This window comes from Bradyrhizobium sp. NBAIM14 (assembly GCF_020193895.1).
In the GTDB taxonomy this organism is placed as follows: domain Bacteria; phylum Pseudomonadota; class Alphaproteobacteria; order Rhizobiales; family Xanthobacteraceae; genus Bradyrhizobium; species Bradyrhizobium yuanmingense.
The window spans coordinates 143095-155485 of the sequence record NZ_JADYVQ010000002.1 but is presented as its reverse complement, the minus strand read 5'-3'; the positions used below and the strand labels follow the sequence as shown (position 1 = coordinate 155485).

Genomic DNA, 12391 nt, shown 5'->3' with positions numbered 1-12391 from the left:
CGTCAGAACCCGTAGAGCCGCGCCGGATTGTCGACCAGGATCTTCTTGCGCACCTCGGCATCCGGCGCCCACACCGGAAGCTGGTTGAGCAGGCGGCCGTCGTCGATCTGATAGAGCGGCGCGATGTCGGTGGGCTTGCGGCCCTCGACGCGGCTCGAATCCGGATGCGGCCAGTCGGTGCCCCAGACGATGCGGTCAACATTGGCCGCGATCAGCGCGCGGGCATAGGGCACCATGTCCTGATAGTCGGGCGCCAGCTTCGACGAGCGATAGGCGCCCGAGATCTTCACATAGGCCTTGCCGGACTTCACCAGCGCGACGAGGTCGGAGAAGCCCGGCTGCTCCAGCCCGAGCGAAGCGTGAAGGCCGCCGAAATGGTCGAACACGACCGGCACCGGCGCCGTCTCAACGAGGTCCTTGATCGCGGAGATCATGGCCAACGTGGTGTAGAGCTGCACGTGCCAGCCGCGCGCCTTCATGCGCTCGACGGCGGCGGTGAAGCGCGGCCGGCCGATATTCGGGTCATTGACGCCGCCGGTCGCCAGATTGAGGCGGATGCCGCGGAAGCCGTCCTGGTGCATCGTATCGAGCGCGCTCTCCGGCGTCTTGTCGTCGATTACGGCGACGCCGCGCGCGGTCTCGCCGCGCGCCTTCATGCCGAACAGTGTGGAGGAATTGTCGGTGCCGTAGACGCTCGGCGTCACGATCACCACGCGCTCGATATGCAGCGCCTTGTGCAGCGCCGCCATTTCTTCCGGCGAAGCCGGCTCCGGCGTATAGACGCGGCCCGTGAAGAACGGAAACTTTTCGACATCGCCATGAATGTGGGTGTGGCAGTCGCAGGCATGCGCCGGCACATCGAAATTGATCGGCGTCGCAGGCTGCGCCGCGCGGGCATGGGCTTTGCTGGTCATGGCTACTCCGGCCGCAAGGGAGGCAAGCAGGACGCTGCGTCGGCTGAGCACGGTTTCTCTCCCGGTTTGTTTTTTTATCGGCGAGTGGGAGGAGAATATCACATCAACCGGGCAACCGCTCCGCTTCGCTGCATAGCTGCTCGACAAGCTCCGCAAGCGGACGTGAGCCGTCCACGCGCACGACCGGGCAGGGCAGGCCCGAGAGCCACGCTTCGTGCTTGGCGAGACTGCGGCCTTCGCGATCGCCGGCTTCGTAATGGGAGGCCCATTCGACGAAGTCTTCGGTCTCGCCATGGCGCCAGCCGCCCGGCGCGACGGCATCAGCGCCGAAATGGGCGGCTTCGCGGGCGCGCAGTCGCATCATCCGGATCTCGCGCGGCACGCTCACGAAGACGACCAGGTCGAAGTACGAAACGAGCTCTTCGCCCCAGCCGGTGACGGACCCGCTCAGCACCCAGTCGAGACGCGGCAAGAACATCTCGCGCATCAGGCGCAGGCGGTCGGCGGCCGGGCGGGTCGTCCGATAGGGCGGCACGGTGGGCAGCCAGAAATAGTCGTCGCTGTCGTGATGCGGCAGCGCAAGCTGCCCGGCGAGCGCACGACCGATCGTGGTCACGCCGCAGCCCGAGGCTCCCATCAGATGGATGCGGCGGCTTTTCATCGGCCTCCACCAGAGAGATTTGAGGCTACTGCCCCGACGGCGTGCGCAGGCCGTGCCAAGCGTCGCGGACCTGGTGGTAGTGCACCTCGGGCAGATAATCCGGCGTGTTCAGGTTAAGCGTCTTGACGTCGAGATGGCCGATGGCGCTGAGCAGCGTGTAGGAGGCGATCACGCGGTCGCGTTGCGCGCCGATCAGGCGGGCCTTGGCCTGGATCAGGTCGGCCTGCGAGTTCAAGACGTCCACCGTCGTGCGCTGGCCGCCGGCGGCCTCGCGCTGCACGCCCTGCAGCGCGACGGTGGCCGCCTTCACCTCGGACTCCGAGGCCGACACCGTGATCTTGGCGCCTTCGTTGGCAACCCAGGCGCTGACCGCCGCCGTACGCGCTTGATTGCGCACCTGGTCGAGCACGAGCCGGCTCTGTGCCGTGATCTCCTTGGCCTGCCGAGTCTGCGCCGCGGCCTGGCCGCCGTCGTAGATCGGCGCGGTGACATTGGCGACGATCGAAGCCTGGTCCTCGGCGAGGGTGCTGAGCGCCGGGTCGTTGTTGCGGCTTTTGCTGGCGCTGCCCTGGATCGTCGCGCTCGGCAGCAGCGTGCCTTCGGCGATGCGGATGTTGGTGGAGGCGACATCGACGTCGAAGCTGGCGGCCATCACCGCCGGATGCTGGCGGATCGCCATCGTCATGGCATCCTCGCGGCTCTTCGGCAGATAGCGGTCGACGGCCTCGGCAGGCCTGAGCTGCGAGGGCGCATTGCCGATCACCTGCGCATAGGTGGCCTGGCTGACCGCAAGCGCGACCTCGGCCGCGTTGAGATCGGCAAGGCCACGATTGAGGCGGGCCTCGGCCTGCGCGGTGTCGGTCGGCGTGACGTCGCCGGCATTGAGCCTGCGCTGGGTGACGGAGAGCGTCTCGCGCAGGAAGGCGACGTTGGAGCGCTGCGCCTCGACCAGCGACTGGTTGGCGAGAACATTGGTGTAGGCGGTGACCGCATCGAGCAGCACGCCCTGGCCGACATTGCGGAGCGCTTCGCGGCCCGACTGCACCTGGAGCTCGGCGGCCCGCACGCCGTTGGCGGTGCGGAAGCCGTTGAACAGGCTCTGCGTCACGGTGACGCCGATGATCCAGGGCTTCAGATTGCCGGTCTGGATGGTGTTGTCCGGCAACAGATTGCGCACCGATTGCAGGCCGGCGCTGAGGCTCGCCACGATCTGCGGCCGGTAGCCGGCCAGCGCCTGCGGCACGTTCTCATCGGTGGCGCGCTGGCGCGCACGCTCGGCATTGAGCTGCGGATTGGTCTGATATGCTTTTGCCAAGGCGTCCGGCAGGGCTTCGGCCCATGCCGCGGAGGGAAGGGCGCACGAGAACGCCAGCGTGGTCCATGTCGCAAGCGCATGACCCGCGCTCGATCGACGTCGCGTCACCCCGCGACCAGCTCTGGCGGTACGCCCAATCATGTAATCTCGCTTAACCCCGGCTGTCCGCCCCCGCCGACGATGGCCTCTTAACTGTTTAGCCAGCCGAGGTCCCGCAGGCAAACTGCCGCGGGCAAAACTCCCATGTATTCCGTGCTTGTTGCAGGCGCGTCACAGGCTGTGCGCGGGAAAGCGCCAGAGCCTTACACCGGCCTGACCGGCTCGTGCGCTACCGGTTCTTGTTCACAGGCTTGCGCTTCTCGATGAACGCCGCCATGCCCTCCGAGCGGTCCTCGAGCGCGAAGGTCGAATGGAACAGGTTGCGTTCGACGCTCATGCCTTCGGAGAGCGTGGTCTCGAAGGCGCGGTTCACCGCTTCCTTGGCCATCGCGGCCGCAGGGCGCGACATCGCGGCGATCTTCTCGGCGGCCGCCATGACCTCGTCCATCAGCTTGTCGGCGGGTACGATACGGCTGACCAGGCCGGAGCGCTCGGCTTCGGCGGCGTCCATCATCCGGCCGGTGAGGCAGAGGTCCATGGCCTTGGACTTGCCGATCGCGCGCGTCAGCCGCTGGGTGCCGCCGATGCCGGGAATGGTGCCGAGCGTGATCTCGGGCTGGCCGAACTTCGCGGTGTCGGCGGCGATGATGAAATCGCACATCATGGCGAGCTCGCAGCCGCCGCCGAGCGCGTAGCCGGCGACCGCGGCGATGGTTGGCTTGCGACAGCGCGCGATGCGGTCGCCCCCGATCGCGGCGAAATCCTCGGAGAACATGTCGATGAAGCCCTTGGGCTGCATCTCCTTGATGTCGGCGCCGGCGGCAAAGGCCTTCTCGTTGCCGGTCACGACGATGCAGCCGATGGCGTCATCGGCCTCGAGATCGTCGACCGCAGCTGCGATCTCGCGGAAGACGCCGAACGAGAGCGCGTTGAGCATCTTCGGCCGGTTCAGCTTGACGATGCCGACCGCGCCGACGCTCTCGACGATGATGTGTTCGAACGTGCTCATGCTCCACCCACGCTTTCGATTGAGCGGGCAATGTGCCCGCTGGCGCGGATGCCTTCAAGGGGGCCGGACGCGGGACGCGCGCGGGGTCGCGTCCCGGCGGAACCGGCCATCAGGCCATGAACATGCGCGCGGCGGAGGCCAGGGTCAGCAATGTGCCGACGCCGATGAAGATCTTGCCGATCAGGGAGCTCTGGTCCCAGGCCGAGCTCTGCTGGCTGCTGGCCATCACCGGCGCCGGCCGCGGCTGCGCCTCGGTTGCGGCGATCACCGCCTTCTGCGGCGGCCGGGTCTCCTGCAAGGCCCGATCGATGTCGTTGAGTTGATCGGGCGCGACGACCTGGCTTTCGGGGCTCTCGGCGCTGGTATTATCGGCGGCTGCCTGGACGTTGTCGTTGGCGCGGTTCGTCATCGCGGAGGCTGCCGCGGCAGTCGGCGTGTCGGCGGCGAGCTGCGCATTGGCGTTGGCGACCTCCGGAGCCAGCTGGCTCGAGGCCGGGACCTGACTGTCGGCCTTGTCGTTCTTGGCTTCGTCGGGCTTGGCCGCCGTGTCCTTCTTGTCGGCCTTGTCCTCGGATTTCTGCCCCGTCTTCCTGCTGTCGGTGCGGCGCGAGTCTTGGCGCCGGTGCTTGGCCGTATCGGCCCCTTTGTCGGCGCTCTCCGATTTGTTGCCTGCGGCCGAGTTCGGCGCCGCCTGTGCGAGGCCCCCGGATAGCAAGACAAGCCCGGCCAAAACGATCAGGGCCGCGCGCGCGCTGGTTTTCATCATGTCGACGATCTCCCCAATTCCGCCCGTCCCGGCAGCGAACAGAGACCCCGGGGCGTGACGACAGCGGGGCAGAAAATGGGAATCTTCGGGCTACACCGGGCAAAAACGCGGCAGACCCCTCCCGCAGCCGCCCGCCCGATGCAGGACGCACCGATCGGTGTTAAGAGCCGTCGCAGATGTTTGCGGCCGCATCGGTCGCGCGGCCCGGATCTTGATCACGAATTCGTGATATGTTTGGCGCCCGCGTAACAAATTGAAAGAGCGGCCGAATTGCATGGTGAGGGGCGCGCGTGCGCGGACGTGAGGACGAGTGGACCGGCCTGATGCGGTCGGCCATGGCTGGCGATGATGCGGCGTATCATCGTCTGTTGAAGGCAGTCGCGCCGGTGCTGCGGGCCGCCGCGAGGCGTGGCTTGGCGCGGGCGGGTCAGCCGCCCGACCAGGCCGAGGATATCGTGCAGGAGATTCTGTTGGCGGTACATCTGAAGCGGCATACCTGGGACAGCGAAGCCCCCTTCGCGCCCTGGCTGTTTGCGATCGGCCGCAACAAGCTGATCGATGCGCTCCGGCGGCGCGGCAGGCGCGTGTTCGTCAACATCGACGATTTCGCCGAGACGCTGCCGGGCGAGGCGCCGCAGGACACCGCTTCAGCCGGCGAGGTCGCCGCCCAGCTCGGAACCCTGCCGCAGCGTCAGCGTGACGTGCTGCAATCGATCGCGGTCGAGGCCGCCTCGATCAAGGATACGGCGGCAAGGTTGTCGATGAGCGAGGGTGCGGTCCGGGTCGCGCTGCATCGCGGACTTGCGGCGCTGACCGCCAAATTGCGGGACCATTGATCATGGACACCGATCAACTCATTCGCTCGCTCGCCGCCGACAATCCGCACCGCGCGCCCCGCGTCGGCGCCGTGCTGAGCATGGCGCTGCTGGTGGCTGCGCCGTTGTCGATCCTGATCTTTGTGACGTTCTTCGGCGTGCGCGCCGACGTCATGAGCGCCATGCGCAACCCGTTCTTCGACATGAAGTTCGCGGTGACGTTGTCGCTCGCGATCCCCGCCATCATCGTCAGCCTTCATTTGTCGCGTCCCGAAGCCCTGCTGCGCGGCTGGGGCTGGCTGCTGCTGCTTCCCGTCGGGCTGCTCGCCGTGGCGATTGGCAGCGAGGCGATGATGGCGCCGGCGATGCCGATGACGATGCGCCTGGTGGGTAAGAACTCCAGGGTCTGCATGGTCGCGATCCCCGCAATGGCGCTGCCGCTGCTTGCGGGGGCGCTGTTCGGCCTGCGCCACGGCGCGCCGTCTAGTCCCGCGCTCGCCGGAGCGCTCGCAGGGCTGGTGTCGGCGGGACTTGCGGCGACCCTCTATGCCTCGCACTGCACCGACGATTCCCCGCTGTTCGTCGCGACCTGGTACACGCTCGCGACCGCGCTGGTGACGGCGATCGGCGCGGCGGTCGGATCGAGGGTCTTGCGGTATTAAAGCATGATCCGGAAAAGTGCGAAGCGGTTTTCCGGAAAGATCACGCGCAACCAACAACCTAAAGCGCGATGACGATCCATCGAAATCTCATCGCGCTTTAGTCGCGCCGGCTTCATGCCGCCGGCGTCGCGTGCAACTGCATGCGGTGGAAGCGCAGCACCTGTTGCGCGGTCGATGGGCGCAGCGCCTCATAGGTGTCGCGCAGCTTCAGCATGTCGGTCTGCGACCCGCCGGAGAGCTTCTCGCGCAAGGCGATGATGGCGCGCACGCTCGACCATTGCATGCCCGCGGCCTTGGCGAGGATCATCACGCCTTCGGTGCGGCTCTCGATCATCATGGTCTCCGCCGTCTCGACCGCGATCCCCGCGAGCGCGGCCAGCGCCGCGTTCGTCTCGTCGAACTTGCCCTGCTCGGCGAAGGTGGCGACCTGGAGCTCGTTGAGGCGGCCGTCCTCGTGCAGCGACTTCACCAGCGCGCGAGCCATCTCCGTCTGTTTCGTCCTGGCGACGGCGCGAACCCGTTGGGCCGCTTCCTCGACGGCCCTCGACACCTCGTCCGCGAGCTCGGGATGCGCAGTCGCGAGCTTCCTGCGCACGCTCGAGGATGCCTTGGCGACCAGCCTCAGATAGTGATGGCGCGGCAGGTCGGGCCGCAGGCCGATGCAGCCGGCGAGGTCGTCGTCGCGCTCGGCGCGGACGACGAGGTCGGCGAGACTCTCCTCCGAGAACCGCGCGCCCGGATTGCCGGCCGTCGACTGCACCACGTCCTCATTGCCCCGCGCCACCAGCACGTCGGTCAGCGCTTCCGACAGCGTCCGCCGCAGCGAGATCGCCTTGAGATGCGCCTGGTCCCTGGTGCGCGCAATCTCGACCAATGTTGCCTCATCCAGCCGCTCCGACTTCGACAGCACGGGGCCGGAGACTTCGATCACCTCGTCGAGCGCGAGCGTGCGGATGATCTGCGGCGGCGCAGCCGCGATCGGCGCGAGCCGCTCGGCGAGCAGCGCCTTGGCCGACGTCTCGATCTGCTCGATCAGGCACTGGAACACGTCGTCGAACACGCGGATATGGTCGTCGGAATAGTCGACCGCGTTGCCCACGAAGAGATCGGTGACGCGGCGGAGCGTCTCCACCCGGCGCGCGACGGTGCCGTGCGAGAGGGCAGCCTGCAACTCCTCGAGCAGGCTTTCGGATGGTCTTGCGGAATTGGATCTCATTGCTCTGTCCTGGAGCGGTCGGTCCGGCAGCGGCTTCTGTCGCGCCGGAGCAAAAAGGATCGGTCAGCTCGCTGCAATGCAGTTGCGCCCTTGCGCCTTGGCGGAATAGAGCGCGCTGTCGGCGCGCGCGAGAAACGTGTCGGCAGTATCGACGTCGCGCAGCGTCACGACGCCCGCGGAAATGGTCACCCGCATGCTGGGGGAGAACGCGCCCCAGTCGAGATCGGCGACGATGCCGCGCAGGCGCTCGAGCGTGCGGAGCGCGACGTCACCCGACGTATCCGGCAGCAGCAGCAGAAACTCCTCGCCGCCGTAGCGGCCGAAACTGTCGGCCGGGCGGATGTTGGCGAAAATGGTGATCGCGAAGGTGCGCAGCACCTCATCGCCAATGGGATGGCCGTAAGCGTCGTTGATGCGCTTGAACCAGTCGAGATCGATCAGCGCGATCGCGAAGGGCGTGGATCCCCGCCGCGACTTTTCGATCTCGGTGTCGAGAAGCCGCATGATGCAGCGGCGGTTGTAGGAGCCGGTGAGCTCGTCGAGCTCGGCCAGTTCCTCGATGCGTCGATAGGCGGCCTTCAATTCGATGCTGCGCTTGTACAGGATCTTGCGTAACGTGGCGCCGAACAGGCCGAGGAAGGCGCACTGCCCGATCACCAGCACGAAGCAGAGCATCGAGGCGGTCCGCTGCAGCCGGGTCGCGACCGGCAGTCCGATCGGCAGGTCCGACCCCAGGAACACCACGGTGAGCCCGCAGGTGGCGAGGCCCCAGGTGAGCATGGCCTGGCTCGACGTCATCCGCAGCGTGCCGAACGCGAAGATCAGAAACAATACGGCAAGGAACGCGACCCCGATGGTGGGCACCGCGAGCAGGAACACCAGTTGCAGCGCCATATGCGCCGAGATCTGATAGACGGTGAGGTAATGATCGTCGAAACGGTCGCCGAAACCGGCCTCCGACAGCACCGTGAAAGTCCCGATGATCAGAAGGCCGCCGACCCAGAACAGCGTCGGAACGGCCATGGAGACCGCGCCGTCATAGGCGTAGAGCAGCAGGACCGCGCCGCCCAGCGAGTAGCTCGCGACCTGGCCGATATACATCTGGCGACGCTGCCAGACGCGGCGCGCCCTGACCTCGGGCGCCGTCGTCTCGGGCGCAAGGACGAGATCCGCGACCTCTGCGGCATTCCTCTCTGGAAAGGACGTCGCGGCCGTACCCATGGTCCCGCCAATGGTGGATGTCAGCGTAAAAACCTACGTGGCAAGCCTTTAGGTTTGGTATCCTTTGAAATCGAATCCGAACCGTGCAGCAGGGAACAAGGCGATCATCTAGCGTGAGAATTTTACCAATGATCACGCATCGTGTGCGCTGCGGTCGAGCCGAAGCGAGGCTTGGCGCGACAAAGGTGGTGCGGGGCTGCTATGGAACCGGATGAGGCCGGGCTGCCTATGTCCGGGCAGGCATTCCGCAGGGAATATCGCAGTATTATGGTACCGATCCGGATGAGCGACGCTGACCACCACGGGTGGGACAAGAAAAATGCCCGGATGTGGGGTAGCTCACACAAGCCCCCGTATGACTGCGGTAGGTTCAACAATTTTGCCCCCCACATCGAACCGGCCACCGCATCGACCCGACCAACCTTGCGAGACGGCCATTGAGCGCGACACAGGCGGCTTCAGACGAGATCCTGATCGCCAGGATCGCTCAAGGTGACCGGCTCGCCATGCAGGTGCTGTACGGGCGGCACCATGTCAGGGTTTACCGGTTCGGGCTGAGGCTCGTGCGGGACGAGCAGGCGGCGGAAGACCTCATCAGCGAGGTGTTTCTCGACGTCTGGCGTCAAGCGGGCAAATTCGAGGGCCGATCTGCCGTTTCCACCTGGCTGCTGGCAATCACCCGATTCAAGGCCCTGTCTGCGCTCCGGCGCAGGAAGGATTTCGAGCTGGACGAAGACGCCGCCAACGCGATCGAGGATACGTCCGACGATCCGGAAACGGTGGTGCAGAAGAAGGATACCAGTGAGGCGTTGCGGGAGTGTCTGACGGGCCTCTCGCCGGATCATCGGGAAATCGTCGATCTCGTCTACTACCACGAGAAGTCCGTGGAAGAGGTGGCCGAAATCGTCGGGATACCAGAGAACACTGTGAAGACGCGCTTGTTCTATGCGCGCAAGAAACTGGCCGAACTGCTGAAGGCAGCCGGCGTCGAGCGAGGCTGGCCATGATGGCTTTGAGCAAGAAGATGCTGGAGCAAGAGCCCAGTGAAATTGAACTGCTGCTGCCCTGGCACGCTGCCGGCACGCTGAACGCGCGCGATGCGCGCCGTGTCGAGGAAGCGCTGGCGCGCGATCCGGACCTGGCGAAGCAATATGCGGCGATCCGCGGCGAGTACGAAGAGACCATTCATCTGAACGAGAGCTTGGGCGCTCCGTCGGCGCGCGCGATGCAGAAGCTGTTCGCCGCGATCGATGCCGAGCCGGCGAGGGCGAGCGGCTCGCTGCCGCTGTCGGCGCGTATCTCGACCTTCTTCGCGAGCTTGTCGCCGCGCACGCTGGCGTGGTCGGCGAGCCTCGGTGCCGTCGCGCTCGTGCTGCAGGCCGGCATCATCGGCGCCGTGCTGATGAAGAACCAGCCGGCGACCTTCCAAACCGCTTCGCTCTCGACCAGCGCACCGATCACGCGCGAGCTTGGTAGCGCCGCCGCGCCGGCGCGCGCGCTGGTGCGCTTCACCCCTGAGGCGCGCGTCGCCGACATCACCGCGCTGCTCGACAGCTACCAGGCTTCGATCATCGGCGATGCCAAGGGCGGCATGTTCCGCCTCCAGTTCGACAAGGCGATGGGCCAGGACGAACTCGCTTCGCTGCTCGGCAGGATGCAGCGCGAGAAGTTCGTCAACCTCGCCGTCGCGGCGCCCTAGGCGCGCCGCCGAGCCAATGACGGGCAAATCCGAGAGCAGGGTGCGCACTGGGGCTCGCGCTTCATCCGTCGGCGTTGCGCTTCTGGTCGCCTTCTGTTTCGGCGTGGAGCTTGCGCAGGCGCAGGCGATCATGCGCACGCCGACGATCAGCGTTCCCTCGCGCACGCCGACCGTCTCTCCAAACATCACCCCGCGGGTCAGCCCGAACATCGCTGCGCGCGCGGTGAGCGTTGGCCGCGGCCCGCGGACGATGGCGAGCATTCCCACGACGTCGCGCATCCGGCCGACGACGCCGGTGCTGCCCCATGCGCGTTACTCGCCGAATCTCTATCCGGCCTGCACCGCAGCCTATCGCAGTGCCGACGGCGAATGTCTGGCGCAGCCGAACGCGGGCGGCGAGGGCACCGGAAAATCCGGCAAGAAGAGCGCCGGCAAAGGGCGTGGGAACAACACGCCGGTGGTGCTGACCTCGCGCAGCTTCGCAGGCGAATTCGTCGCCGAGATCGACGGCGCGCTGTCGACGGCCGAGGCCGACGAGCTGGCGCGTCGCCACGGCCTGACCCGCCTCGCTTCCGAGAATTTCCCGCTGATCGGAGCCACGTTCGGCCTGTTCCGCATCGCCGACGGCCGGCCCTATGAGACCGTGCGGCGCGAATTCGCGGCCGACGGCAGCGTGCGCTCGCTGCAGCCGAACTTCCGCTACGTGCTCCAGGACCAGAAATCGTCGGCCGCCACCGAGGGCGATCCTGCGCAATACGCGCTGGCAAAGCTGCGCCTGCCGCAGGCGCATACGTTGGCGCATGGGGCCAACGTCACGATCGCGGTAATCGATTCCGGCATCGACGCCCGGCATCCAGAGCTCGCCAATTCCATCGCCGACAATTTCGACGCGCTCGGCAGTGCCGAAGGGCCGCACGTCCATGGCACCGGCATCGCCGGGGCGATCGCGGCCCATGCCCGTCTGATGGGCAGCGCCCCCGAGGCCCGCATCATCGCCATCCGCGCCTTCGGCGGTGCCAATGGCGGTGCAGAGAGCTCGTCCTATATCATCCTGCGTTCCCTGAATTACGCCGCCGAGCACGGCGCGCAGATCGTCAACATGAGCTTTGCCGGTCCGAAGGACGCGGTGATCGAGCGCGCGATCGCGGCGACGGCCGCGCGTGGTCTCATTCTGATCGCCGCCGCCGGCAATGCCGGGGCGAAATCGCCGCCGCTCTATCCGGCGGCCAACCCCAACGTGATTGCGGTCAGTGCGACGGATCGGCAGGACAGGCTGTTCTCCGCCTCCAACCGCGGCAACTACATCGCCGTCGCGGCCCCCGGCGTCGACATCTTCCTGCCGGCACCCGACGGCAAATACCAGGTGACGTCGGGAACCTCGTTCTCGGCCGCCTATGTCTCAGGCGTCGCGGCGCTGCTGCTCGAGCGCAACCACACACTCAAGCCGGAAGCGCTGCGCATGACGCTGGTCAAGACCGCACGCGACCTCGGCTCTCCCGGGCGCGACGACCTCTTCGGCGACGGCCAGGCCGACGCGTTTGCCGCCGTCATGGCTGTTCCTGCCGACAGCGCGACGCCGGTCGCTGCTGCCCCCGGTACAACAAAACGTGAAGATGCTCCGAAGCGTCGCGAGGAGCCCGGCGCACGCGCGATCGAGCAAACCTCGCTGTCGAGCGCGGAGGATAAATCCGCGGTTTCTCAGGCAGATAGGCCGGCGGCGCGATAGCGGTCGCGACAAATCTGCGCGACGGGACGGCGTCAAAAAAGCGAACCCCGGATTGAACGTTCAGCCCGCTGCCCCGACCAACTGATGTGGGAGCGGTCATCCCTCCCCATCAGTCATATCAGGCGCGAGCGCCCATCCACCCCAAGCGCCCATATGGCTCGACCCGTCCGGTTGTCCCCCCGGACGGGTCTCTTCTTTTCAGAGCGTTTTCGAGCGAAGTGGGTGCCGGTTCGCGTGAAGAAAACGCGTCAAGACAAGATTCTGGCGTCCGTTTTTCGAAGCTTCGCA

At 66.5% G+C, this 12391-nt stretch carries 12 protein-coding genes; 5 read left to right on the top strand and 7 right to left on the bottom strand.

Going from position 1 to position 12391, the window contains the following annotated elements:
• Window positions 1–2: 2 nt before the first annotated feature.
• The 5 genes from I6F28_RS06515 to I6F28_RS06495 form a co-directional block, all read right to left on the bottom strand.
• Window positions 3–965: an amidohydrolase family protein gene (locus tag I6F28_RS06515; protein ID WP_225139512.1), complete on the bottom strand. Its 963-nt coding sequence runs from the start codon at window positions 963–965 to the stop codon at window positions 3–5.
• A gap of 52 nt (window positions 966–1017) precedes the next feature.
• Window positions 1018–1575 carry a P-loop NTPase family protein gene (locus I6F28_RS06510; protein ID WP_225139511.1) on the bottom strand — a complete coding sequence of 186 codons (558 nt, stop codon included), beginning with the start codon at window positions 1573–1575 and terminating at the stop codon, window positions 1018–1020.
• 25 nt (window positions 1576–1600) lie between these two features.
• Entirely contained in the window at window positions 1601–3031 is a 1431-nt protein-coding gene (locus I6F28_RS06505) for a TolC family outer membrane protein (RefSeq protein WP_085972056.1), read from the bottom strand.
• Window positions 3032–3218: 187 nt separating this feature from the next.
• Window positions 3219–3998 carry an enoyl-CoA hydratase gene (locus I6F28_RS06500; RefSeq protein WP_036006037.1) on the bottom strand — a complete coding sequence of 260 codons (780 nt, stop codon included), beginning with the start codon at window positions 3996–3998 and terminating at the stop codon, window positions 3219–3221.
• 109 nt (window positions 3999–4107) lie between these two features.
• The gene (locus I6F28_RS06495; protein WP_109144412.1) at window positions 4108–4764 is read right to left on the bottom strand and encodes a hypothetical protein; all 657 of its coding nucleotides are present in this window, start codon (window positions 4762–4764) and stop codon (window positions 4108–4110) included.
• 290 nt (window positions 4765–5054) lie between these two features.
• On the opposite strand from I6F28_RS06495, the gene I6F28_RS06490 reads away from it, so the two are divergent.
• Together I6F28_RS06490 and I6F28_RS06485 are read left to right on the top strand one after the other, a co-directional pair.
• A complete protein-coding gene (locus tag I6F28_RS06490; RefSeq protein ID WP_036006032.1) occupies window positions 5055–5600 on the top strand; it encodes a sigma-70 family RNA polymerase sigma factor in 546 nt (181 codons plus the stop codon).
• Between the two features lie 2 nt (window positions 5601–5602).
• Entirely contained in the window at window positions 5603–6241 is a 639-nt protein-coding gene (locus tag I6F28_RS06485) for an NrsF family protein (RefSeq protein WP_036023131.1), read from the top strand.
• Between the two features lie 112 nt (window positions 6242–6353).
• Here I6F28_RS06485 and I6F28_RS06480 read toward each other — a convergent pair whose 3' ends face one another.
• Together I6F28_RS06480 and I6F28_RS06475 are read right to left on the bottom strand one after the other, a co-directional pair.
• A complete protein-coding gene (locus I6F28_RS06480) occupies window positions 6354–7457 on the bottom strand; it encodes a DUF2336 domain-containing protein (protein WP_225139510.1) in 1104 nt (367 codons plus the stop codon).
• A 63-nt stretch (window positions 7458–7520) separates the two neighbouring features.
• The gene (locus tag I6F28_RS06475) at window positions 7521–8678 is read right to left on the bottom strand and encodes a GGDEF domain-containing protein (protein WP_225139509.1); all 1158 of its coding nucleotides are present in this window, start codon (window positions 8676–8678) and stop codon (window positions 7521–7523) included.
• A 437-nt stretch (window positions 8679–9115) separates the two neighbouring features.
• Here I6F28_RS06475 and I6F28_RS06470 point away from each other — a divergent pair, with 437 nt between their 5' ends.
• From I6F28_RS06470 to I6F28_RS06460, 3 genes are read left to right on the top strand one after another with little or no spacing between them, the layout of a single operon-like run.
• Entirely contained in the window at window positions 9116–9685 is a 570-nt protein-coding gene (locus tag I6F28_RS06470) for a sigma-70 family RNA polymerase sigma factor (protein WP_036006024.1), read from the top strand.
• Window positions 9682–10377, top strand: coding sequence for a hypothetical protein (locus tag I6F28_RS06465; RefSeq protein ID WP_036023136.1), 696 nt, complete (start codon window positions 9682–9684; stop codon window positions 10375–10377). The genes I6F28_RS06470 and I6F28_RS06465 overlap by 4 nt, the downstream gene beginning before the upstream one ends.
• 16 nt (window positions 10378–10393) lie before the next feature.
• Entirely contained in the window at window positions 10394–12103 is a 1710-nt protein-coding gene (locus tag I6F28_RS06460; RefSeq protein WP_225139508.1) for a S8 family serine peptidase, read from the top strand.
• The last annotated feature ends 288 nt before the right edge of the window (window positions 12104–12391 follow it).